Origin of the sequence: Candidatus Poriferisodalis sp. (assembly GCF_965208555.1) — a bacterium.
Taxonomy (GTDB): Bacteria; Actinomycetota; Acidimicrobiia; order Acidimicrobiales; family Poriferisodalaceae; genus Poriferisodalis.
The window spans coordinates 967,093-990,883 of record NZ_OZ242342.1 but is presented as its reverse complement, the minus strand read 5'-3'; the positions used below and the strand labels follow the sequence as shown (position 1 = coordinate 990,883).

Sequence of the window (23,791 nt, the reverse complement as noted above, 5' to 3'; positions counted from 1 at the left end):
CCGAAGCGGGCCGGTTTCCTCTCCGCCGGCCCGCTTCGGCGCGTCGTGCCAGCGGTCAGTCGCTGCCGAAAGCGACCGCGCCCCTGCGGTCCAGCACCGTCGCATACAGCATGCCGAAGATCACCACGACGGCGCCTCCCAAGGTGACCAGCGCCGGGTACTCGTTGAGGAACAGCGCGGCCCACACGATGCCTGCGACGGTTTCGACCGGGGCGAAGAGGGCCACCTCGCTCGCCGGCGCGTACCTCGGGGCGTTGCTGTAGGACAAGCGCCCCAGCGGGTTGCAGACCAGACCCATAGCGATAACGGCCGCCCATGCTGTGGCGTCGAGCGTTCCCAGATCGGCCACGAACGCGGTGGGGATCACCACCAGCACCGCCGAGAGCGACAGGCCGACGATGCGGCTCATGTCCCGGTGGCGGCGCCAGATGACGGTGCTGGCGGCGAAGCAGATCACGGCGATGAGGGCCAGGAAATCGCCGAGAAGATCGGGCGAGCCGATCGACGTGGACACCACCATGCCGATGCCCACCACGGTCAGCGCGATGCCCACGGCCACCCGCGGTGACGTGCGCTCACGAAGGGCCACCCAGGCGAACGCCGCGGCCAGCACCGGCGCGGATGCCACGATGGCAACGACGTTGGGCACCGCGGTGTGAGTGATCGCCGAAATGAATGTGAGCTGGCTGATCGCGCCGAGCACCCCGATCGCCAGCAGCGGCCAGATGTCAGCCCGCAGCGAGGCCCATGATTCCGCCGCCCGGCGCAGTGCCATGGCGCCGTAGAGCACCAGCGACAGCACCCCGACGATGAAGGCGATGTCCAGCGCACCGGCATCGGAGACGCGGACCCACAGCGAGTCGGTGGACACCAGCAGCATGCCCAGCGCTGCCAGGCCCCAGCCGAGGCGACGGCTGCCCGTCCGGGGGCTCACGAGGACGAACTGTCCCCGTCGGGCGCCCCCAGCGTCCTGGTGCCGATGCGTCGATGGATCACGCGTGCTGCGGCCAAGTCGCTCAATGCGAAGCCGACCGACTTGAACAAGGTGATCTCGGCGTCCGAGGTCCGCCCGGGGTGGCTGCGGGTCACCAGCGACGCCAGGTCGGCAGCGATGTCGCCGGGGGCGATGATCCCTCCCTTGAGCGGCTGGGCCAGGTCGCCCGCCAGCACCGCCCCGTCGAGCGTGTCCACGAACAGTGTCGCCGCCTCCACGGCTGTGTCATCGGCTTCTCGCATGTCTGCACGGAAGGCCCCCACCAGGTCCACGTGCGTCCCGGGCCGCAGCAGATCGCCCTGCACCAGCGGGCTGACGGAACCGGTGGCGCAGCTCACGATGTCGGCACGCCCGACCGCGGCGTCAAGCGCTTCAACCGGCCTTGCCGGCAATCCGCGCTCGACGAGTCGGCGGGCCGTCGCGGCGGCGCGCTCGGGGCTGCGGCCCCATACCTCCACGGCGTCGAGCTGACGGACCGCAGCGTGGGCGAGCGCCAGGTTGGGCGCGAGGTTGCCGGTGCCCACCACGAGCAACCGGCGTGCATCGGCCCGGGCCAGCAGATCGGCGGCCAGTGCGGACACGGCGGCAGTGCGTCGCAGCGTGAGCTCGTCGCCGTCGATCACTGCGGCGAGCTGCCCGGTCTCGCCGTCGAACAGCAGGTAGCCGGCACTGATCGTGGGCAGGTCGGTGCCGGCGTTGGAGGGGTAGTAGGTGACGGCTTTCACGCCGAGCAGTTCGGTGTCCAGCCACGCGGGCATCACGAGCAGCGAACCGGTGCCGCCGCCGGGCAGTCCGACGTTGTGAATCTCTCGCTGGGGCACGTTGGCAGAGCCGTCGGCAAGCAGCTCCGCGATGGCTTCCATCAGATCGCTCCACGGCGTGGCCTCACGTACCGCGGCCGCGTCGAGCGCCAGCATCACCCAGAGCCTGCGCCCGCGCCGTTCCAGGCACTGCGCGGCAACCGCTTTTCCTTGTCGACAAACGGCAAGGTGTCGACCGTCGCCGTGTGCGGCGTGCCGTCACGGTCGTGCAGCTGGACTGTCGTGCCGAGCCAGCCGTCGCCGGGCGGCGGCTGATCGAAGCGCACGTAGCCGACGCCGGTATCGAGCGTGGGCGACCACGTCCCGATGGTCACGTGCCCGACGAGCCGGTCTTCGCAGCTCACGCCCATGCCTGGCTCCGGCATGGCCGTGGGGCAGACGAGTCCGAGCAGCAGCTGGCTGCGGTCGGCCTGCTCCAGCGCTGACTTGCCGACGAAGTCGTCCTTGTCGAGCCGGACGAACTGGCCGAGCCCGGCGCCATAGGGGGTCAGGTCGGGCTCGATGTCGCTGCCGTTGTCCAGGATGCCGGCTTCGATGCGGCGGATCCCCATGGACGCCCCGGTGCTGAATTCCATGCCCAGCGGCTCGCCGCAGGCGAACAAGCCGTCCCACAGTGCGTCGTGATCGGTGGGCTCAGGTCCGCTGTTGCAGTAGATCTCGATGCCGGCCTCGCCTGTCCAACCGGTGCGGGACACCCACAGGGTCTGACCGCAGACCTCGAAGAAGCCAGCGCGGAAGTAGCGGAAGTCGGCTGGCAGCCCCCCGCCGATCGCCGCATCGGCCACGTCGAGCGATTTGGGTCCCTGGATCTGCAGTACCCGGGAATGGGGGTCGAAGACCTCGACGTCGAAGTCGATGGCGTGTGCCCCGAGCCAGCTCAGGAACTCGCCGTTTGCCGTGACGTACCAGAAGCGGTCGTCTGCCAGGCGCATCAGCACACCGTCCATCAGGATCGAGCCGTCGTGGTTGCACGCGAGCCCGTAACGGCATCGGCCGACGCCGAGATCGCTGACCTTGCAGACGAGGACGCGCTCGAGCAGCCCGGCCGCCTCACGACCCTCGATCGCCAGCGGCCTCTCAGGGACGTCGTACAGCAGGACGCCCCGGCGCAGCTTCCAGTAGGAAGGAATGGGGTTCTCGTCGCGGCTGGCCTTCATGGGGTACAGCCGGTTGCAGTACACCGCATGGACGGTCTCAGCGGTCGTGTAGCGATGTGCGAACGGTGATCGGCTGATCCGGTACGGGGCCAACGAGATCGTGTCGAACGACTCGACGTAGTAGTGCTGGCGTTCGGTCACGCCAGATCCTCCGCGTGCGCGCCGAGACTTCGAGGCGACCGGTAGATGCCGTGGGTGATGGCGCCGTCGACGGCATGGAGCTCCCAGATGGACGCCTTCTTGCAGCGTGTCGGGTTCACGTCGACGCCTCGGTAGGCAAGGCGCCACAGCACCTCCGGAATGACATCCCCGTGGCTGCACAGCACGCTGTCCCCCGCTTCGCCGCTCAGGCGTTCTACCAGCGCCTCGGTCCGCCAGCCGTCAGCACCCTCGGCAAGCTCGGCGGAGATCTCGATGTCGAGTCCCAGCTTGGCGGCCAGCGGCTCGACCGTCTGGGTGCAGCGGATGCTGGGGCTCGAGAGAATGCGCTGGACTGGTGCGAACGCCAGCGTCGCTGCGATGGCTTCGGCTTGGGCATGACCCATCGGGTCCAGCGGCCGGGCGCTGTCATCGCCCCGCCAGGCGTGCCGGTCGCCGGCGGATGCATGTCGCACGAGATGCAGCACCTGCAGAACGCTAGAGCCGTGTCGGGCGCCCCTGTCGCGACTACAGGGCCGCGGGCTGCGTGTGCGACCATGAGCGCGAGCCGAACAGGGGTGGGCGATGAGCGATGCATCCCAACATCCGCAAGCGACTGAGGTCGGTGCCGGCGCTCCGAAGCCCAGCACCGCAGTGCCTGCCTTGCCGGCAGGCGAGTTTGCTTGGCACCGGCTCATCGGCGTCGACGAACTCGAGGTGGGACGGGTCACGACGGTCACGGTCGAGCGCGAGAACCTGTGCGTCACCCGCACGGAGGCCGGGTTCGGCTGCTTGGCCAACGCTTGCCCGCATCAGGGCGGACCGCTCGGCGAGGGCAGCATCGAAGGCGGCTGGCTGCGCTGCCCGTGGCATGGCTACGACTACTCGCCGCACGACGGCACGCCCCCGCCCCCGTTCGATGACGCACCCGCCGCGTACCGCACGGAGATCAGATCCGACGGTGTGTATGCGGCGCTGCCGGTTGCCCGTACCCGGCCGCGCACGGTGTCGGACCAGCTCGTCGAGACGATGACCTCATGGGGCGTCGAGTGGGTGTTCGGCATGGTGGGCCATTCGAACCTGGGCTTTGCCGATGCGCTGCGGCAGGCTGAGGCTGACGGTTCGCTGCAGTTCATCGGGGTGCGGCACGAGGGCGCCGCCTCATTCGCTGCCACCGCCTACGGCAAGCTCACCGGAGAGCTGGCGGCTTGTTTCGCCATTGCCGGGCCGGGCAGCACCAACCTGCTGACCGGCCTCTACGACGCCAAGATGGATCGAGCACCGGTACTGGCAGTCTCGGGCCAGGTGCCATCGAGCGTGCGCGGACGGGGCGCTTTTCAGGACACCGACCTGTCCGCGGTCTTCGCCGACGTGTCCCGCTACTCGGCGACGGTCCAAGCGGGCTCGAACGCAGCCGAGCTGATGAACCTGGCCTGCAAGACCGCCCTGGTGGAACGGGATGTAGCGCACCTGGTGCTGCCCGACGAGGTGCAGGTACTGGCGGCGACCCAGGAGGCATCGCCAGCAGGATCGCCGCTGGGACGCACCGGATCTCGGCGGATTGCTCCCCCCACGGACGCGCTGGAACAGGCGGTCGACGTGCTGTCGGCCGCTGCCCGGCCGATGATCATCGTGGGGCACGGTGCCCGCAGCGGCATCGATGACATCGTGACGTTGGCCGAGGCGCTGGACGCCCCGGTCGCCACCACCTTCAAGGGCAAGGGACTGGTTGCCGACCAGCACCCGCTGTCCTGCGGCGTGCTCGGCCGTTCAGGCACCCCGATCGCCAGCTGGTTCATGAATGAATCCGACGTCCTGGTGACCTTCGGGGTGTCGTTCGCCAACCACACCGGCATCGCTGCCTACAAGCCGATCGTGCAGGTCGACTTCGACCCGATGGCGCTGGGGCGCTTTCACGCGGTGACGGTGCCGCTGCTGGCCGACGTGGGCACCGGGGCGCGGGCGCTGGCCGAGGCGCTGGCTGGCCGGACGGCACCGGGAGGCGCTGAAGCGGAGGTGGCGCAACGCTGGGCAATCTGGCGGGCCGAGAAGCAGCGACGCCGCGCCGATGATCGGGGCAGCGGCCTCAACTCGGCGGCCGTGTTCGAGGCGTTGAGCCGCCTGGTACCCGCTGACGCCATCATGCCGGTGGACGTCGGCAATCACGCCTACTCATTCGGGCGTTACTTCGAGCCCTGCGGGCAGGCCGTGCTGATGTCGGGCTACCTGGGATCGATCGGGTTCGCGTTCCCTGCGGCCATGGGCTGCTGGGCAGCGACCCGGCGTGGGTCGGATGCTGGCGGGGGCCGGTGGGCGGGTCGCAAGGTGGTCTCAGTATCCGGCGACGGCGGCTTCGGCCAGTACGCCATGGAGCTCACGACCGCCGTCAAGTACAGGATGGACATCACCCACGTGCTGCTCAACAACGGCGAGCTGGGGAAGATTTCCAAGGAACAGCGAGCGGCCGAACTCGACGTATGGCAGACCTCGCTGCACAACCCCAGCTTCGCCGAGTTCGCCGAGCTCTGCGGGGCGATGGGCCGTCACGTGTGGGCGGCGAGCGAGCTGGATGCTGTGCTGAGCGAAGCTCTGGCGCACCCGGGCCCTGCGCTGGTGGAAGTGATGACCGACCCGCTGCTCGTCTGATGGGGCATGGGGCCGCACTCGTTAAGGTCGCACCTCGATGACCTCTGAATCCGAGGCCGCATCGGCCGCAGCAAACCTCGGCCTCGACGAGGCCTACGCCGTCGACGGTCCCGACGCCAACCGCGAGCTGTACGCCTCGTGGGCCGAGACGTACGAGTCGGTGTTCCTCGCCGAGAATGACTACGTGTACCACCGCCATGTGGCGGCTGCCTTCCGCGACGCCCAGGACAGCCTCGACACCCTGGACGGTCCGGTGCTCGATGCCGGCTGCGGCACCGGCGTTGTCGGTGCCGAGCTGGCGCGGCTCGGCGTTGCGGTGATCGACGGCATCGACATCTCGCCCGAGATGCTGGCGAAGGCCGCCTCCAAGACCCACGACGGCGACCCGACCTACCGGCATCTCTTCGAAGCCGACCTGACCGGCCCGATCAGCCTCGCCGACGATGCCTATGCCGGCATCGTGAGTGCAGGCGCCTTCACCCATGGTCATCTCGGCCCCGAGAACATCAGCGAGCTGCTGCGGGCGGCGCGACCCGGCGCCTGCTGCAGCCTGGGCATCAATTCGGCGCACTTCGACGAGTTCGGGTTCGGCGACTGGCTGGCGCAACGTGAGGCGGACGGGCTGATCAGCGGGCTGGGTTTCACATTGCGTCCCATCTACGGCGGCGCCGACCCCGACGACCCCGACCGGTGGACACGCATCGCCGTCTTCACCGTGACCTGAGCTGGGCTAGCTGCACGGGCCGGTCGGCAGCTGCCGGCGGCCGGCGAGAATCTCGTCGAAACGCGACGACAGGGTCCGGGTCTTCGCTCTGCGGATCGCTCGGATACTGTCCGAACCCATGGGGTCCCCCGACGACGCTGCTGCCGGACCTCCGAAACGCAAGAGCCGGGTGCCTCGCAAGAAGTACGAGCGCGAGCTGGAGCTGCTGCAACAGGAGCTGGCCCACCTGCAGCGCTGGATCCAGCACGGAGGGCTCAAAGTCGTCGTCATCTTCGAGGGCCGCGACGCCGCAGGCAAGGGCAGCACGATCAAGCGCATCATCCGGCGGCTGAACCCCCGGGTAGTGCGGGTGGTGGCACTGGGCACGCCCAGCGACCGGGAGAAGACCCAGTGGTGGTTCCAGCGCTACGTCGAGGAGCTGCCGGCGGCAGGCGAAATGGTGATCTTCGACCGCAGCTGGTACAACCGCGGCCTCGTCGAGCCGGTGATGGGTTTCTGCACCGACGACGAGTACGAGGAGTTCCTGCGTTCGTGCCCGGAGTTCGAGCGGATGCTGGTGCGCTCGGGCATCATCCTGGTCAAGTACTGGTTCTCGATCAGCGACGAGGAGCAGGAGCGCCGGTTCCAACGACGCATCGCCGATCCGGCTCGCCGCTGGAAGCTCTCGCCGATGGATCTCGAAGCCCGTACGCGCTGGGTGGACTTCTCGCGCGCCAAGGACACGCTGTTCGCGCACACCGACATCAAGCAAGCCCCGTGGTGGGTTGTCGAGGCCGACGACAAGCGCGCTGCGCACCTCAACTGCATTGCTCACCTGCTGTCGTTGATTCCCTATGAAGCGGTGCCCTGGGAGCACGTCGATCTGCCCGATCGGGGTTCAGCCGGCGGCTATGTGCGCCCGCCGATCAGCGACCAGACCTTCGTGCCCGAGCTGTACTGACCCAAGCTGTACTGCACTGCCGTCGCGGTCAGCCGGCGGTTGAACGGCTCAGGCTTCGACCCGGGATGCCTTGTTGATCTCGAGGTTGATCTCGAGCAGTCGGGCGGCGATGGTCCGGGCCTCGTCGAAGCTCCCCACGAAGTGGTCGCCAGGCACCCGGTGCAGCACATCGAGGGACTGCAGGCTGCCCGCCGGCAGGCTCTCGAGCCCGATCACAATGCACTCGGTGTCGTGCTCCATTGCTGCGTCGATGAGCTGCTCCACCACCAGCGCGGCGCTGTCGTCGACGTAGCTCGTCTCGCTGAAGTCCAGAATCACGACCTCGTGCTCGACGATGTCCTTGCCGATGGCAAAGCGCAGCCGGTTTGACGAGGCGGCGGTGAAACTGCCACGCATCTTGACCATGCCGACCCGTGCTGAGAACGCATCGAATTGGCTGACATCCACCCGATCGCTGTCGGCGAAGAACACCGCGTCGAGCATGGGCACCGACAGGACGCTGTCGAGCTCGAGGCGCTCGAAACGACGGCTCGAAGCAAGCGCTGCGGCCACCACGCCGGCGGCGATGGCCACCAGCAGGTCGACGAACACGGTGAGGCCGAGCGTGAGCAGCATCACCAGCACGTGCTCGCGCTGCACCCGGTACAAGTGCGTGATGAGCCGCCAGTCGATGAGGCTGAGCCCCAGCCACAGCAGGATTCCGGCGAGCACCGCGTACGGGATGGCGTCGATGAGGCCGCTGAGCACCACGATCAGCACCAGCGCCAGCACCGCCGAGACGGCACCGGCAACACGGGTCTGAGCCCCGGCCCGGATGTTGGCCTGGGTGGCACTGGGAGATCCGGCGCCCGGCAGGCCGCCGAACATGGCGGCGACGGCGTTGCCGAGCCCGACGCCGATCAACTCTCGATTCGGATCGTGCTGTTGACCCGTCATCGCATCGGTCTCGGTCGCGTTCGTCAGGCTGTTCAGCGCCCCGATGAGGGCAATGGCGACGGCTGCGCCGACAGCGCCCCAGAAGCCGCCCGCCGGCATCTCCATCGTCCAGAAGGAGGGGGCCTCGACGACGTCGGCGATGCGGGGCGCCCCGTCGAACATGACTGCGCCGATGATGATGCCGATGACGAGTGCGCCCGGGACACGCGGCACATAGCGCCGGAGCCGCTTCGGCCAGCCGGCGCAGATCACAAAGGTGGTCACCGCCAGACCGAATGCGTGGAAGTCCATGTCGTTGGCGGCGTCGTCCCAGTGACGGATGGAGTCGATGGGGTTGCCGATGATCGGATCCGCGCCGAAGAACGGCAGCACCTGCAACAGCACCACCATGACCCCGATGCCGCTGATGAAGCCCGAGGTGACCGAATACGGCGTGTACTGCACGAGGTTGCCGAGCTTCAGCAATCCCAGCAGCAGTTGGATGACCCCGGCAATGAAGATGATGACGAGGGCCTCCGCCGGGGTGTCGGCGTATCGCACCAGCACGAACGACACGGCGATGGCCACCGGTGCCGTTGCCGCGGAGATCTGCATTCGGGTGCCGCCGAGCACGGCGGCAATGAACCCGACGGCGACCGCGCCCCACAGCCCGGCAATGGGACCGAGTCCGGACACCACACCGAAGGCGAGCGCCAGTGGCAGCACGACGATCGCGGAGACGACGCCGGCCCCCAGATCGGCACGTAGGCGACCGCTGTCGTAGTTCATCTCAGACCTCGCCGCGTGGTATGGGCCCGCGGGTCACAGTAGTTCACTGCTGAGCGAGTTCAGCCGAACATGCCCCCATCAACCGTGAACTCTTGGCCGGTGCAGTAGCTGCTGGCATCGGAGGCGAGGAACAGGACCACCCGGCCGACTTCGGCGGGTTCGGCAATGCGCCCCAGCGGCACGCCGCGCAAGACCCGGCGTGTGCGATCGCTGTCCTCGGTGAACACGTTGGTTTGCGCCAGCATCTCAGTGTCGATGTAGCCCGGGTGCACGGAGTTGACCCGCACGTTGCGGCGGCCAAGTTCCTTGGCGGCTGATTTGGTCATGCCGCGGACCGCCCACTTGCTGGCGCTGTAGGCGAATGATCCAGCGGTGCCCATCAGTCCGGCCACCGAGCTGATGTTGACGATAGAACCGGACTCAGCCTCGGCCATCGCGGCGCCGACCTTCTGCATGCCCAGGAACACGCCGCGGGCATTGATCGCCAGCATGCGGTCGAAGTCGGCAGTGGAGGTCTTCATCAGACCCGCGCCCTGGAAGATGCCCGCGTTGTTCACCAGCACGTCGATTCGCCCGTGGCGACCGAGCACATCGGCCACCACCGAATCCCACGCCGCCTCATCGGCCACGTCGTGGTGCAGGTAGTCGCACCCCAGCTCGCCTGCAGTGCGCTCGCCCTCGTCGTCGAGCACGTCGGTGAGCACTACCGCCGCACCCTCGTCGGCAAAGAGCTGGCCCTCGATTGCACCTTGCCCTCGTGCACCGCCGGTGATGATTGCAACCCGTCCGTCCAAGACACCCATCTGCGGCCTCCCTGTGCCAAATGTGATCGGCGAGTGTGTTCGCCTCCTCGCCGCGCCCGCGCGCGAGCGACGGCGAGACCCTAGACCTCGACGCCCGCGGGTGCAGTTGCCCTGGGGATCTGGGATCGCTCAGGGGCGTTCGGCTCGGCCCAGCTCGCCGAGAATGGCCGAGAGCCGTTCACCGTCGTGAGGGTTGTTCACCGGGATCGAGAATTCGATGCGATCGATGTGAGGCCCGTACCGTTCGCCGAGCAGCCGTCCGATCTGGTCGTAGGTGCCGACCGTGGCGATGGTGTGCAGCATCTCGTCTGAGACGATCGCGGAGATCTCATCCCAGCGCTGCGCCTTGGACAGCGTTGCAGCCTGTTCGGCCTCGTCGGACCAGTCGTGCACATCGAAGGCCGCCTGGTACGCAGGGGTGGACAGGTAGAAGCCGACCCGCTCGCGCACAGTGTGGGTCACCACGGCCAGCGTTGCCTCATCGGGCGCGGTGGCAACCAGCGGTTTCATGCACCAGTCCACGGCCGTGGCATCGCGCCCGACTCGCTCGGCACCCCGCTCGAGCGCTGGTGCCATGACCTCGGTGATGTACCTCGGCGAGCACACCGGGTGCAACCGGATGCCGTCGGCTACTTCGCCGGCCACGCCGCACATGTTCGGATTGATGGCAGCGATGTGAACCGGGATGTCCGGATGGGCGATGGGACCGGGGTCGAACAGCGGAACCATGAGGTTCAGGTTGTAGTGCTCGCTCTGGAAATCGAGCGGCGTGCGTTCCTGCCAGCAGCGCCACACCGCACGCAGGGCGCCCACGTAGTCGCGCATCCACGGACCCGGTGCCGACCAGTCCATGCCGTAGCGGCGCCGGACATGTCCTCGCACCTGGCTGCCGAGACCCAGGATTGCACGACCGCTCGACGCCTTCTGCAGCGTCCACGCTGACATCGCCGTGATCGTGGGCGAGCGCGGGAATGCCATGGCCACCGAGGTGCCCAGGCCCAGCGTGGACGTTGCCACCGCCGCCATCGCAAGCAGCTGGTAGGGGTCGTCCTTGGTTTCCTCGACCACGAGGGCGTCGTAGCCCAGCGCCTCCACCTGCGCGGCGGCGTCGCCGATGGTGGTGACGTCCAGGGGCACGTCGGGTGCTCGCAATCCCGGGTCCAGCTTGCCCAGCGGCAGCAGCGTCTCAGATCTCATGACTCAGCCTTCATGACCCGACCTCCGTGGCTCAGATTGCTCGGATCAATCCTGCACCCCCAGCCGCGGCGTGCCGCCGGCGAGGAATGTTGCGAGCTGGTCGATGAACAGATCGTCATTGCGGGCGGCCATCCCGCTGCCGGCGCCTCCGATGTGGGTGGTCATCACCACCTTGGGGTGTTTCCACAGCGGGCTGTCGACGGGCAGCGGCTCCACATCGAACACATCAAGCACCGCAGTTGCTGCCCGGTCGCCGTCCAGCCAGGCGAGCAGATCGTCGGTGTTGATGACCGCCCCGCGCGACACGTTCACCAGCAGCACGTCTTCACGCAGTGCCGACAGGAATTCGGCGTCGACGAGCCCGCGGGTCTCATCGGTGAGCGGGCAGGCCAGCACCACGACATCAGCGTGCGGCAGCTCGTCGGCGATGCTCTCCATGGTCACCATTGCATCGGCGGCTTCGAGGTCCGTCGCGCTGGCGACGCTGCGGCGGGCGCCCACCACCACGGCGCCGAAGGGACGCGCCAGGGCAGCGACCTTGCGACCGATGGACCCGAAGCCGATCACCAGCCAGCGGCTGCCCCGCACCTCTCGCCACGGCACCTGCAGCCACTCGCCGGCCCGGCGACGGTCGATGCGCCCTGCCCATCCGTGAAACGTGTGCAGCACCAGCGACATGGTGTGCTCTGCGGTCGCGTCATTGGGAGCGTCGCTGCGGCTCAGCTGAACGCCCGCGCTCAGAAGCTGCTGGAACGGCGGCGCATCGGTGCCGGCAAGGCAGGCCTGAGTCCAGCGCAGCGTGCCGGGAGCAAGCGCCGCGTCGACGAAGGGAGCCAGGTTGCCGCCGAACAGCAAGCCGATCGAGACCCAGGCGGCAAGGGGCGCATAGTCGGCATCGCCGGCCGGCATGCCGTCCGCGCCAGCGATCGGCGAACCGTCGGGCAGGCAGACGCCGTCTCGGCTCCACAGCAGCGGTGTGAGGTTGTGATCGAGCGCCGCCAGCCGGTCAGCGAGACGGGCGTAGTCGTCGGCCGGCAGCAGCACCTGCGGGGAATTCACGCTGGAACGCTAGGCACTCCGAACGGCGAGCGCCGAGCGGCCATAGGGTTCGCAGCGATGCGAACGGCAGGAGATCCCGTCGTGGACGCTGGAGCAGCCGCCGGAGCCGCGTTGCCCTCGGGTGCCGACGACGGCCCGCTGCAGCGCTTGGGCCTGAACTTCGTGCTGGTAGCCACCATGATCCTCGGCCCGATTCCGATGATGCTGCCGGCCGTGATGGCGGTTGATCTCATTGCCGCCCTGCAGATCACCACCGGCGCCTTCAGTGTGGCCCTGACGGCCAACACGATCGTCGCGGCGCTGTTCGCACCGCTGTCGGGCCGTCTCACCGACCGCGTCGGACCGAAGCTCTCGACGGTGCTGACCATCGCCACGGCGGGGGTCGGCATGTTCGGCATGGCATTCGCCACCAACCTGTGGCTGCTCATGGCCTCGGCAGGGTTCGCCGGTCTCGGGCAAGGCTGGTGCAACCCGGCCACCAACAAGCTCATTGCCGAGCGGGTGCCCGCCGGCCGCCGCGGCACCATCACCGGGCTCAAGCAGTCGGGCGTCATGTTCGGCATCTTCCTGTCCGGCTCCACGCTGCCGACGCTGGCCGTCTGGTTCGGTTGGCGGACTGCGATGGGCATCTACGGCGCGGCGGCGCTGGTGTGTGCGCTGGGCATCCAGTTGTGGATGCGTCCCGATGCCGACCCGAACGCTGAGGCCCAAGCCGAGTACGACGCACCGCCGGGAGCGGTCTTCGCCCTGAAACCGCTGCATCCCCGGCCAGTGCGGATGGCGCTCGCCGAGCGCGTCTATATCACGAAGATCGCCTGGTTCTCGCTGCTCATGGGAGGCGTGGTCGGCGGCGTGGGCCGGTTTCAGGTGCTCTTCGCCGAGCAGTCGCTGGGCTGGACCAACTTCTGGGCCGGCATGGCCAGCGCGCTTGCGGGCATCACCGCAGCAGGGTCGCGCATCTGGTGGGCCCGTCTCACCGAGACTCGGGTCCGCCCGGCCAGTGCGCTCGCCATCCAGTCCGCCCTCACCGTGGTCGCCATGGCGCTGCTGCTGGCAACCACGTCGGTCCATGGATCGCTGATGTGGGTGATGTCGCTGCTGGCGGGCTTCACGATGATGTCGTGGAACGCCGTAGCGATGCTGGCCATCATCACCGGCGTTCCGGTTGCCTTGGCCGGACGGGCGTCAGGAATCGTGATGCTCGGCTTCATGTCAGGGCTGAGCGTCGGCGGCCTCGCCGCGGGATACGTCATCGAGTGGACAGGCGGATTCGACACGGTCTGGCTGGCCTTTGCCGTCTGTGCCGCAGGTGCTTCGGTGCTGGCGATGACCATGCGCCGCCGCGCCGTCACCTGAGCAAGCGCAGACATCGAGGGGCCGAAGGGGGATCCGCGGCCCCGATCTAGGCTGGCATCCATGGGGGATGACTTCGGCGTCGAGTATCAGAGCGGGTTCGGCAACGAGCACGCCACAGAGGCCGAGCCGGGCGTGCTGCCGCTGGGCCAGAACAGTCCGCAGCGTGTTACTCACGACCTGTACACCGAGCAGCTGACCGGCAGCGCGTTCACCGTGGCCCGGGCTGATGCGATGCGCACGTGGATGTACCGGATCCGTCCGTCAGTGCGCCATGTCAGCGGCCTGCGTGACATCGATTCGGGCAACATCCGCACGTCGCCGTGTCGTGAGGGCTCCCCTCCGGTGGCGCAGTTGCGCTGGAGCCCGGTGACGGTCCCCGCTGAACCCCTCACGTGGCTGGAAGGGCTCTGCACGCTGGCCGCCAACGGCGACGCTCATACCCAGCTCGGCGCAGCCACCCACCTGTATTTCGCCAACCGCTCCATGGAAGACGAGGTGTTCGCCAACGCCGACGGCGAGATGCTGATCGTTCCCCAGCAGGGAACGCTGCGGCTGGTCACCGAGCTGGGCACCTTGACGGCCGGGCCCGCCGAGATCGCCACCGTGCCCCGCGGCGTGAAGTTCCGGGTGGAGCTCATGGAGGAAACTGCTCGGGGCTACGTGTGCGAGAACTACGGGGCGCCGTTCCGGCTGCCCGATCCGGGCCTGATCGGCGTGGACGCGCTCGCCATGCCCCGGGACTTCCTGTACCCGGTGGCCGGCTACGAGGCCGACGACCGCCCGACCCGGCTGGTGTTCAAGCACGACGGCCGCCTGCTTGAGACGCACCTGCCTCACTCCCCGCTGGATGTCGTGGCCTGGCACGGCAACTTCGCTCCCTACAAGTACGACCTGCGCAACTACTGCCCGCTCGGGCCGCTGCTGTTCGACCATCCGGCGCCGTCCATCTGGACACTGCTGACCTCCCCGTCGGAGTCTCCGGGAACCGCCAATGTCGATTTCGTGCTGTTCCGTGAGCGCTGGGCGGTCCAGGAGCACACGTTCCGGCCGCCCTGGTACCACTCCAACGTGATGAGCGAGCTGATGGGCCTGGTCGAAGGCACCTACGACGCCAAGCCCGAAGGAGGATTCGAACCCGGCGGCGTCAGCATCCACAACGCCTTCCTGCCGCACGGGCCCGACATCGAGGCCTACGACGCCGGCACGACGGCCGAGCTCGAGCCCCGGCGGATGGCCGACATGCTGGCTTTCATGTTCGAGTCTCGCTACGCGTGGATCCCCACCGCGTGGGCTGCGGGCCTTCCCGAGCTGCAGGATGACTACGCCGCTGCCTGGTCGCCGCTGGACGACCGCAGCACGCTGCGCCGCAACGGCGACGGCTGAGCGCCTCGATTGCCGGAGGATTCCCCGATGGCGGCAACGCGGGCCAGCGCTGACCTGAGCGGACGGGTGGCGATCGTCACCGGTGCGGGAGCACGCGGCGACGGGATCGGCAACGGGCGGGCAGCAGCGATCCTGCTGGCCGAGGCCGGCGCGCAGGTGCTGGCGGTGGATCGCAAGCCCGAGCTTGCCCAGGCGACGGCCGAGATGATCAGCGACGAGGGCGGCAGCGCAGTTGCCTTGGCTGCCGATGTGACCGTCGAGGCTGACTGCGAGGCGATGGCCCAGGCGGCGCTGGAACGCTGGGGCCGGCTCGACATCTTGGTGAACAACGTGGGCATCGGCAGCGACGGCAGCGTGGTGACGGGCGCCGTCGAGGCGTGGCAGCGAGTGATGGACGTAAACCTCACCTCGATGGTGCGGGCGTCGCGCCACGCCATCCCGGCCATGATCGAGCACTCGGGCGGGGGAGCGATCGTCAACATCTCGTCCATCTCGGCGCTGCGGCCACGCGGCATGACGGCGTACTCGACTTCCAAGGGGGCGATCATGGCGCTCACCGCTGCCATGGCCGTCGACCACGGCGCCGACGGCGTGCGGGTGAACTGCGTGGCTCCCGGCCCCGTGCGCACGCCGATGGTAGGCGGCGACGAGATGCCCGATGAGCTTGCCGAGGCCCGTCGACGGGCCAGCGTGCTCAAGATCGAGGGAAACGGCTGGGACATCGGCGCGGCGGTGCGGTTCCTGTGCACCGACGAGGCCCGCTACATCACCGGCCACACGCTGGTCGTCGACGGCGGTGTGACCCTGCGCGGCCCGTCACGCGCCTCGCCGCGGGGCTGAGCGGGCCGCAGCCGTCATGCGCCTCGCTGGCTGAGCCGGCCACGCGCCGCGCCGATCAGCTACACCCGCTGCTGGCGGAAGCCGCTGGCGTAGTGCGTCTCACCCAGGCGCCTGCGGCCGAACAGCTTTTCGCGCAGCGTTCCCGGCTGATATTCCCGCTGCACCAGACCTCGCTCGCGCAGCACCGGCACGACGCCGTCGATGAAGTCCACGAACGTGCCGGGGGTGGTGGCGTACACCAGGTTGAAGCCGTCCACGCCCTGGTCCAGCCGACGCTCCATGCCATCCGCGATCTGCTCGGGCGATCCCACCAGGAACTGGCCGGCCATGTTCAGCTTGATGAGGTCCCCGAAGGTCCGGCTGCCCGGCCGCGCTGAATCCAGCAGCGATTTCACCGGGCCCCGCACGCCCTCGGTGCGCAGCGTCTCGAGCGGCTGATCGGGATCGATGTGGCTGAGATCCACGTTCAGGTTGCCGCTGAGATGCGCGAGGCCCGCCTCCAGTGAGAGCGTCTCGAGGTAGTCGGCGTGCTTGGCCTTCGCCTCGGCCTCCGTGCCGCCCACGATGGGGGACAGGCCGGCGATGATCTTCACGTCATCGGGATGGCGACCCACGGCACGCACCCGACGCCGGATGTCTTCGGCGATGCGTGTCAAGCCCCGCGAGGCCGCCACCACGAACACGCACTCGGCATGCTTTGCTGCGAAGTCGCGCCCTCGATCCGACGAGCCTGCCTGATAGATCACCGGCGTGCGTTGCGGCGACGGCTCGGCCAGGTGCGGGCCCGCCACCGAGTAGTACGGGCCCTCGTGGTCGATCGGCCGGACGCCGGCCGGATCGGCATACACCCCGCGCTCGGTGTCGGCCAGCACCGCGTGGTCAGACCAGCTGCCCTCCCACAGCTTGTAGCAGACGTCCAGGTAGTCCTCGGCCCGCTCGTAGCGAGTGTCGTGCTTCGGCAACGCCTCGTAGCCGAGGCTCTGCGCGCCGTTCTGCAGGTACGACGTGACCACGTTCCACGCCACACGCCCGCCGGTGAGGTGATCGAGCGTGGTGATCTGGCGGGAGAACGTGAACGGGTGCGCCTGCAGCACGTTGCTGGTGAAGGCAAACCCGAGGTGCTCAGTGACCGTCGCCATGGCGGGTATCAGCAGCATGGGGTCGTTGACGGGCACCTGCATGCCCTCGCGCAGCGATGTGTCGGCGTTGCCCCGGTAGGTGTCGTACAGCCCGATCACGTCGGCCAGGAAGACGGCGTCGAAGCATCCCGCCTCGCAGATGCGGGCCAGCTCCAGCCACGGCTCCAGCGAGGTGTACTCACGCTGGCGGGTGTCGTCGCGCACCCACAGTCCCTGCTGGATATGGCTGACGCAGTTCATGGTGAACGCGTTCAGGATGATGCGTCGCCCGCCCGCCCCGAATGTCCCCGCGTCCGCCGCCACGGCATCAGTCTCGCGCCACCGGCTGCCGGCCGGCCCGCTCCTCAGCGCGAGTTGGAACTCGGGGCCGCCAAGTAGTCGTCGACGATCTCGGCGGGATCGCCGACGGCCCGGATGCGGCCCCCATCCAGCCAGACCACCCGGTCGCAGAAGCGCCGGATCTCGTTCATATTGTGGGTGACCAGCACCACCGAGCCTGACGCTGAGCGCACGTCGTCGATCCGCTCTGCCGCGAGCCGACGGAACTCCTCATCGCCCACGGTCAGTGCCTCATCGATCAGCAGGATCTCGGGAATGCGGGCGGTGGCGATGGCAAAGCGCAGCCGGGCCCGCATGCCCGAGGAATAGGTCCGCATCGGACGGTCGATGTCGGCCCGCAGCCCGGCGAAGTCGATGATCTCGTCCATCCGGCGCTCGACCTCGGCACGGGTGAATCCCAGCGCCAGCCCGCCGATGAGGATGTTGCGCCGCCCCGACAGCGCCGGCCGCAGCACCGACGACACCCCCAGCAGCGACGGCCGCGACCGTCCCCGGATGCTGCCCGAGCGCAGCGGCAGCAGCCCGGTCATCGCCGCGAGCAGCGTCGACTTGCCCGCGCCATTCGGCCCGATCAGCCCCAGTGTCTCTCGCTCGAACAGGTCGAGCGTCACGCCCTGCACAGCGGGAATCATGCGGTACTGGCGGCGCACCCGGCCACGGGCGAAGCCCTGCTTGAGACCCATCGCCGGCTCCTCGAACACCCGGTAGCTGACGTGGGCGTCCCGCACCTCGACGGTGACGCCGGGATCGCCGAGGTCGCTCATGCGCCGAGCCTCTGCTCGGAGCGGTGGAACACGAAGAAGCCGAGCGCCGGCATCACGATGCACCACACGACCAGGCCGGCCACCACCCACAGGTCGACGGGCTCGCCCAGCAGGCACCAGCGGGCGCAGGTGATCACGTCGTAGATGGGATTGAGGGCGAAAGCCCGCCGCCACGCGGTGCTCTGCACGAACGCATCGACGCTGAAGATCACACCCGAGCCGTAGAACAGCAGCCGGAACAGGTGCGGCAGGATCTGGCGCAGATCGGGCATCGTCGTGCCGATGCGGGCCACCAGCAGCGCGACGCCGAAGTTGAAGGTGAACTGCGCCACCAGCACGGCCGGCAGCACCAGCCAGCGCAGCGTCGGCAGCTCGCCGGTGGCCAGCACTGCCAGCAGTGCCAGCACCAACGCGGGCACGAACGCGGCGGTCTGACCGTTTACCGACGCCGCGGGCAGGAGGATTCGCGGGAACTGGATCGATCTGATGAGACCCAGGTTCTGGGTGATCGAGCCCGACGCCTCCAGCGTGACGCGCTGAGTGAGATGGAACAGCACCACGCCGATGATGAGGAATCCCAGGAAGTTGTCGACTCCGCGCCGGGTGTCGATGATGACGCCGAAAACCAGGAAGTACACGCCCACCAACAGGGCCGGATTCACCAGGTGCCAGAGCTGGCCCAACGTGGTGTCCATGTTCTGTGCCCGCAAGTCCTGTGCAGGCACCACGATGGCGAACTCCCGCCGCCTCCACGCTTCCCGCAGGTACGCGAGCGTTGACGGCCGGGAGGTCAGGTCGATGAGCGGCCGTGCCGATGATTCGCCGGCTGTGCTTGCCGTGCCTCCTTCATCGGCTGTGCTCTGCGTGCCGCCCTCGGCCATGCGGGTCATCCTACGAAGGCTGTTCTGGGGCAACCGTGCGGGGCAGGCGCCGTCGTGGGGGCATACTCACGCGGCTGACCGATGTCCGGCGACGGATGTCTGACCGCAACGGACCGCCCGTGTTCACACTGCCGCCACACCGTCCCACGCCGCCGCCCGCCGACGTGCGGGGCAACGACTGGCGCTCGCTCGGGGTGGCGCCGCTGGACGTGTTCGAGCCGTTGCTGCCGATCACCGTGGTCGTTCCCTATTACGAGGCCCCCGAAGCGCTCACCTTGACGCTCGCCGGGCTCGAGCGTCAGACCTACCCACGGGACCTCTTCGAGGTGGTCGTGGTGGACGACGGATCAGACCCGCCGCTCGATCTGGCCGCGCTCGATCTGGGCGCGGCAAGCCCGCTGAGCCTGCGTGTCGTCCACCAGGAGGACCTCGGCTTCGGCTTGGCCCGGGCTCGCAACAACGGTGCACGCGCCGCCCAGGGCGACGTGCTGGTATTCCTGGACTGCGACATGGTGCCCGAGGCCGGCTGGCTGGCCGCCCATGCCCGCTGGCACCACGCCGCCAGCGACGTGCTCACGCTGGGTTTCAGACACCACGTCGAGGTGGACGGCATCGGCGTAGCCGATGTGCGTGAGCGGGACGGCACACTCGCCGATCTCTTCGAGGGACGGCCGATCCAGCGCCCGGAGTGGATCGAGCGCCGGATGGAGGCCACCGACGACCTGGCCTCGGACGCCGACGACGTCTTCCGGGCAGTCACCGGCGGCAACTTTGCCGTCTCGAAGGACTTCTTCACCGCAGCCGGCTGCTTCGACGAATCGTTCACGCAATGGGGCTCGGAGGACGTTGAGTTCGGCTGGCGTGCCTACGCGCTCGGGGCCGTGCTGGTGCCCGAGCGCTCGGCACTGTGCTGGCACCAGGGCGAAGGCGCAGTGCTGAGCGAGGACGAGTCGATCAGCCTCGGCCAGCAGCGCGACAAGCTCTCGCACCTCATTCCCGACCGGCGGCTGCGCACCTCGCCCCCCGGCCGCTCCTACACCGTCCCGCAGTTCGTAGTGACCGTGGAGCCCGGCCACGCCGACGAAACTGATGTGCTGGACACGGTCGAGCAGGTGCTGGCCGCCAACGCGCACGACCTGGTGGTGTGGGTCGACGAGCGACCCGGCGAGCAGCTCGAACGGCTCCGGCGCCTGCTCGACCCCGACCCGCGGGTGAGCGTGGGCTCGGCAGGAGGCGCAGCGCTCGCACATCCAGCAGCCGCATTTCACGTTCGGGTGCCCGCTGGCGCGCAGGTCCGCCCCCGGATGCTCGACCGCCTCCAGAACCAGCTCGGCACTGCCGCCGCGGGGAAGTCGGATCTGGCCTCGGGCCATCGCGTCGGCATCGCACGCGGCTGGGTCGTCCACCGTGCCCGGCGGTCGGGCAGCGCGGTTGCCGAATTCGGCACGGTCATCGAGCTGGACGTCGACAGCCTGCAGGTCACCCAGGAGGCCAAGCCCCAAGGCTGGCTCGCGGGCAAGCTGCACGGCCCGGCGAAGCGGTTCCTGCGGCTGTGGGCCCGGATGCGCCGGCACCTGGGGACGCTGTTTGTCGCCGTGCGACGCATCAGGCAGCCCGGAGACGTCGCCCGGCTGGTCGGGACGATCGCGCGGGCGGTGTGGTGGCGGGTCAAGAACCTTCGCTGGAAGTTCCGCAGCCTGATCTGGGCCCTGCGACGCGCCCGCCGGCGATGGCCGAGACGTCTCAAGATATGGCTGGGCCTGCTGCCCCGCACCGAGCGCTACCTGCAACGCTTGGCGCGCTATCCCTTGGGCGGGGAGCTGGCAGCCTCCGGCCGCATCGCGTCGTCGGTGTTTGCCGCGTCCATCCGGGTGGCATCCCGTCTCGGCGACGACGGTGATCACCACACTGATGTCCTCGTCGCGGACTCACCCAGGGTGGCCGAGGCTACCCTGAGGGGAATTGCGGAGGATCGCAAGCCTGCGGTGGCCGTGCTGTCGGAGCTGCCGTCGCAGCTGAGCGTGCAGGCCTTCAATCCCGAGGCCGTCAACCCAATCGGTTGGTCGGCGACGTGCGACGGAGGAACTGCGACCTTGGGTTCGCAGCTGTCGCTGGCGCGGGGCACAGTGTTCAGCCTGCAAATCGGCGGTGAGCTGTTAGCCGATTTGCGTTCTCGCCACCACCTCGAAGACCAGGCGGCCGACTACCGCAACACCGCGGAGCGGGCCGGAGTGCTGGCAGCCCTAGCGGCCGCCGGGGTGCTCGTGCATCTTGCGGAGCCAGACCCGGAGCTGGCCGAGTGCCTGGGCCCCACGCTGACCGACCTGATGGCCTCGGCAGAGGTGGTCGATGCCGATGCGCACCGTCGCGAACAAATCAGCATCGCCATGCGGCGCTGCGCGTTACGCGATCACTCGCTGCGAGCTCGCGCCCGCCAAGCACTCTCGGCCGTCGACTTGGGCGCAACGCTGCCGGAGGTTTCGATTCTGGCGCCGACGCGGCGACCGGATCGCGTCGCCGATGTCATCGCAACCATCGGCAGCCAGACGTACCCCCGCCTCGAGCTCGTGCTGGGGCTGCACGGCGACGGGTTCGACAGCGATGCCGAGATCGAGGCGCTCGCCAGCGACCTCGGCCACCCGCTTCGCATCGTCCGTGTCGACGACACGCAGACTCTGGGAGGGGTGCTGCGAGCTGCCGCTGAAGCGGCCGGCGGATCCTTGATCACCAAGATGGACGACGACGACCACTACGGCGCCGGGCACATCTGGGATCTGGTGCTGGCGCACGAGTACTCCGGAGCGGAGCTGATCGGCAAATCCGCCGAGTACGTGTACCTGGAGCGGCTCGACAAGACCGTGCGCGACCAGAACCGCCAGAAGTTCTCCGAGCGCTACATCCCCTTCGTGGGCGTCTCCGGAGGCGTGCTGATGATCTCCCGCCACGATCTCGACGCTGCCGGCGGATGGCGCCGGGTGCCGCGGCGGGTCGACATCGCGCTGGCCCACGACGTCACACTTGCGGGCGGACGCATCTACTGGACCCACGGCGCCGGCTACCTGCGGGTGCGCCATGGCGACGAGCACACCTGGAACGTCGAGGACAGCCACTTCCTGGGCCGGGCCAGCGAGGTGCGCGACGGCCGCGATCTGAGCTTCGCCGGCGTCGACGAGGCCTGAGCCGGCACATCCTGCGAGACTGGGGCCATGAGCGGCACTTTGGACCTCACGGCGAACGAAGCCGAACTCCAGCGCTATCTCGACGAGGTGGACGAGAACGGCTACTGCATCGTCGAAGGCGCCATCGAACCCGAGCTGGTCACCGAGATCTGTGACACCGTCGCCCGCGTCGAGGACGAGCTGAACGTGCAGCCCAAGGGCAACCGCATCGAGGGGTTCGCCACCAAGCGTATGTACAACTTGCTCAACAAGGACCGGTCGTTCTGGAAGCTGCCGATCCACCGCAACGTGCTGCCGTTCCCGCAGCGGCTCATGGAACCCGGGGCGATCCTGTCGGGCACCACCTGCATGCATATCGGCCCCGGCGAGGTGCACCAGGGCCTGCATTCCGACGACGGACTCGTCGACCAGATCGACGTGCCGCGCCCGCGCCCGCCGTTCATGGTCACGACCATCTGGGCGTTCACCGACTTCACCGACCGCAACGGCGCCACCCGTCTGGTGCCCGGCTCGCATCGCTACGACCATGAGCCCCAGCCGGGCGAGAAGCCGGACTACATCGCAGCCGAGATGCCAGCTGGCTCAGTGCTGGTCGTGAATGGCGGCACCTGGCACTGCGGCGGCGCCAACACGTCCGAAGACGACTGGCGGCTGGGCATCAGCGTGCAGTACTGCCGGGGCTGGATGCGCCAGCAGCAGAACCAGTACTACAGCCTGTCCCCGGAAGATGTCCGCGACATGCCCGACGAGCTGGCGGCGCTGTGCGGCTTCAGCCTGTACCGCGGGATCATGGGCCACATCGACGGGGCCAGTCCCGGCCGGTTCCTTGGTGCCGAGGGTCTGGCCGAGACGGCGTATGCGGCACGGCTCAAGGCGATCGACGAGGGCGAACAGGTCGGCGGCATCGGCACCGCCGAGCCGGAACGAGGAACGTGAGCGATGGAACTGCGCGATCGGGTTGCGATCATCACCGGCGGGGGAGGCGGCATCGGGGGCGCCACTGCCCGCCACTGGCTGGCTGAGGGCGCCCGTCACATCGTCGTGGCCGACTACAACGCCGATGCCGCGCATGCAGTCGCAGACGAGCTGGGCTGCGAGGGCGTCGGCCTGGATGTCACCGATGAGGCAGCCGTCACTGACCTTGTCGAACGCACGCTGGATGCGCACGGCCCGATCGACGTGTTCTTTTCCAACGCTGGAGCAGGTGCCGAGGGAGGCGTGGATGCCTCCAACGATGCGTGGCAGTCCCAATGGGAGCTTCATGTAATGAGCCACGTGTACGCGGCCCGGGCGGTGCTGCCCTCGATGCTTGCCCGGGGCGAGGGCTATCTCGTGCACACCGCCAGCGCCGCCGGATTGCTGGCGGCCATGGGCTCGGCGCCCTACTCGGTCACCAAGGCGGCCTGCATCAAGCTGGCCGAGATGGAGGCGATCCTGCACGGCGACGACGGCATCCGGGTGTCGGTGCTGTGCCCCCAAGGCGTCAACACCGCCATGGCACCGCAGCGGCTGGCCGACGGCGGCACCGACGGCATCGTCGAGCCCGAGTTCGTCGCAGAGGTCATCACCGAGGCGATGGCCGAAGAGCGCTTCCTGATCCTGTCCCACCCTGAAGCGCAGACCTACGTGGAGCGCAAAGCGTCAGATCCGGATCGCTGGCTGCGAGGCATGCGCCGGCTGCGCGAGCGCTCGCTCGACCTCGAAGAAGGCGCCTGAGCCCCGAGGGA

20 protein-coding genes are annotated in these 23,791 nt (G+C 68.5%); 9 read left to right on the top strand and 11 right to left on the bottom strand.

The window, feature by feature from the left end:
• Positions 1–55: 55 nt before the first annotated feature.
• Genes ACOGXE_RS04565 through ACOGXE_RS04550 form a run of 4 tightly spaced genes read right to left on the bottom strand, consistent with a single transcriptional unit; the run spans position 56 to position 3,598 of the window.
• Positions 56–934, bottom strand: a complete 879-nt coding sequence (locus ACOGXE_RS04565) for a DMT family transporter (protein ID WP_419932768.1) — start codon at positions 932–934, stop codon at positions 56–58.
• Complete coding sequence (locus ACOGXE_RS04560) at positions 931–1,911, bottom strand: ornithine cyclodeaminase family protein (protein WP_419932767.1); 981 nt, start codon at positions 1,909–1,911, stop codon at positions 931–933. Before ACOGXE_RS04560 ends, ACOGXE_RS04565 begins: the two co-directional genes overlap by 4 nt.
• Positions 1,911–3,113, bottom strand: a complete 1,203-nt coding sequence (locus ACOGXE_RS04555) for an aminomethyltransferase family protein (protein WP_419932766.1) — start codon at positions 3,111–3,113, stop codon at positions 1,911–1,913. Before ACOGXE_RS04555 ends, ACOGXE_RS04560 begins: the two co-directional genes overlap by 1 nt.
• The gene (locus tag ACOGXE_RS04550) at positions 3,110–3,598 is read right to left on the bottom strand and encodes a SixA phosphatase family protein (RefSeq protein ID WP_419932765.1); all 489 of its coding nucleotides are present in this window, start codon (positions 3,596–3,598) and stop codon (positions 3,110–3,112) included. Before ACOGXE_RS04550 ends, ACOGXE_RS04555 begins: the two co-directional genes overlap by 4 nt.
• A gap of 175 nt (positions 3,599–3,773) precedes the next feature.
• Here ACOGXE_RS04550 and ACOGXE_RS04545 point away from each other — a divergent pair, with 175 nt between their 5' ends.
• From ACOGXE_RS04545 to ppk2, 3 genes are all read left to right on the top strand, one after another.
• Positions 3,774–5,756 (top strand): thiamine pyrophosphate-binding protein, encoded by a 1,983-nt coding sequence (locus ACOGXE_RS04545; RefSeq protein ID WP_419933477.1) that lies wholly within the window; start codon positions 3,774–3,776, stop codon positions 5,754–5,756.
• Positions 5,757–5,793: 37 nt separating this feature from the next.
• A complete protein-coding gene (locus ACOGXE_RS04540; RefSeq protein ID WP_419932764.1) occupies positions 5,794–6,480 on the top strand; it encodes a class I SAM-dependent DNA methyltransferase in 687 nt (228 codons plus the stop codon).
• 118 nt (positions 6,481–6,598) lie between these two features.
• Positions 6,599–7,420: a polyphosphate kinase 2 gene (gene ppk2 / locus ACOGXE_RS04535; protein ID WP_419932763.1), complete on the top strand. Its 822-nt coding sequence runs from the start codon at positions 6,599–6,601 to the stop codon at positions 7,418–7,420.
• Between the two features lie 48 nt (positions 7,421–7,468).
• Here ppk2 and ACOGXE_RS04530 read toward each other — a convergent pair whose 3' ends face one another.
• The 4 genes from ACOGXE_RS04530 to ACOGXE_RS04515 form a co-directional block, all read right to left on the bottom strand.
• A complete protein-coding gene (locus ACOGXE_RS04530) occupies positions 7,469–9,124 on the bottom strand; it encodes a SulP family inorganic anion transporter (protein ID WP_419932762.1) in 1,656 nt (551 codons plus the stop codon).
• Between the two features lie 59 nt (positions 9,125–9,183).
• Entirely contained in the window at positions 9,184–9,927 is a 744-nt protein-coding gene (locus ACOGXE_RS04525; RefSeq protein ID WP_419932761.1) for an SDR family NAD(P)-dependent oxidoreductase, read from the bottom strand.
• Positions 9,928–10,056: 129 nt separating this feature from the next.
• Positions 10,057–11,124: a TIGR03617 family F420-dependent LLM class oxidoreductase gene (locus ACOGXE_RS04520; protein WP_419932760.1), complete on the bottom strand. Its 1,068-nt coding sequence runs from the start codon at positions 11,122–11,124 to the stop codon at positions 10,057–10,059.
• A 45-nt stretch (positions 11,125–11,169) separates the two neighbouring features.
• Complete coding sequence (locus ACOGXE_RS04515; protein ID WP_419932759.1) at positions 11,170–12,183, bottom strand: NAD(P)-dependent oxidoreductase; 1,014 nt, start codon at positions 12,181–12,183, stop codon at positions 11,170–11,172.
• 57 nt (positions 12,184–12,240) lie between these two features.
• Between ACOGXE_RS04515 and ACOGXE_RS04510 the strand changes: the two genes are divergently transcribed.
• From ACOGXE_RS04510 to ACOGXE_RS04500, 3 genes are read left to right on the top strand one after another with little or no spacing between them, the layout of a single operon-like run.
• Positions 12,241–13,539, top strand: coding sequence for an MFS transporter (locus ACOGXE_RS04510; protein ID WP_419932758.1), 1,299 nt, complete (start codon positions 12,241–12,243; stop codon positions 13,537–13,539).
• Between the two features lie 60 nt (positions 13,540–13,599).
• The gene (hmgA, locus tag ACOGXE_RS04505) at positions 13,600–14,922 is read left to right on the top strand and encodes a homogentisate 1,2-dioxygenase (RefSeq protein WP_419932757.1); all 1,323 of its coding nucleotides are present in this window, start codon (positions 13,600–13,602) and stop codon (positions 14,920–14,922) included.
• 27 nt (positions 14,923–14,949) lie between these two features.
• Entirely contained in the window at positions 14,950–15,762 is an 813-nt protein-coding gene (locus ACOGXE_RS04500; RefSeq protein ID WP_419932756.1) for an SDR family NAD(P)-dependent oxidoreductase, read from the top strand.
• Between the two features lie 59 nt (positions 15,763–15,821).
• Here the strand turns inward: ACOGXE_RS04500 and ACOGXE_RS04495 are convergent, their stop codons facing one another.
• The 3 genes from ACOGXE_RS04495 to ACOGXE_RS04485 are packed head-to-tail and all read right to left on the bottom strand — an operon-like array spanning position 15,822 to position 18,894.
• Complete coding sequence (locus ACOGXE_RS04495; RefSeq protein WP_419932755.1) at positions 15,822–17,204, bottom strand: LLM class flavin-dependent oxidoreductase; 1,383 nt, start codon at positions 17,202–17,204, stop codon at positions 15,822–15,824.
• Positions 17,205–17,245: 41 nt separating this feature from the next.
• Positions 17,246–18,004, bottom strand: coding sequence for an ABC transporter ATP-binding protein (locus ACOGXE_RS04490; protein WP_419932754.1), 759 nt, complete (start codon positions 18,002–18,004; stop codon positions 17,246–17,248).
• Positions 18,001–18,894: an ABC transporter permease gene (locus ACOGXE_RS04485; protein ID WP_419932753.1), complete on the bottom strand. Its 894-nt coding sequence runs from the start codon at positions 18,892–18,894 to the stop codon at positions 18,001–18,003. Before ACOGXE_RS04485 ends, ACOGXE_RS04490 begins: the two co-directional genes overlap by 4 nt.
• Positions 18,895–19,004: 110 nt before the next feature.
• Here ACOGXE_RS04485 and ACOGXE_RS04480 point away from each other — a divergent pair, with 110 nt between their 5' ends.
• Genes ACOGXE_RS04480 through ACOGXE_RS04470 form a run of 3 tightly spaced genes read left to right on the top strand, consistent with a single transcriptional unit; the run spans position 19,005 to position 23,780 of the window.
• Positions 19,005–22,064, top strand: a complete 3,060-nt coding sequence (locus ACOGXE_RS04480; protein WP_419932752.1) for a glycosyltransferase family 2 protein — start codon at positions 19,005–19,007, stop codon at positions 22,062–22,064.
• A 27-nt stretch (positions 22,065–22,091) separates the two neighbouring features.
• Positions 22,092–23,000, top strand: coding sequence for a phytanoyl-CoA dioxygenase family protein (locus tag ACOGXE_RS04475; RefSeq protein ID WP_419932751.1), 909 nt, complete (start codon positions 22,092–22,094; stop codon positions 22,998–23,000).
• Between the two features lie 3 nt (positions 23,001–23,003).
• On the top strand, positions 23,004–23,780 hold the full coding sequence (locus ACOGXE_RS04470; RefSeq protein WP_419932750.1) for an SDR family NAD(P)-dependent oxidoreductase: 777 nt from the start codon (positions 23,004–23,006) through the stop codon (positions 23,778–23,780).
• The last annotated feature ends 11 nt before the right edge of the window (positions 23,781–23,791 follow it).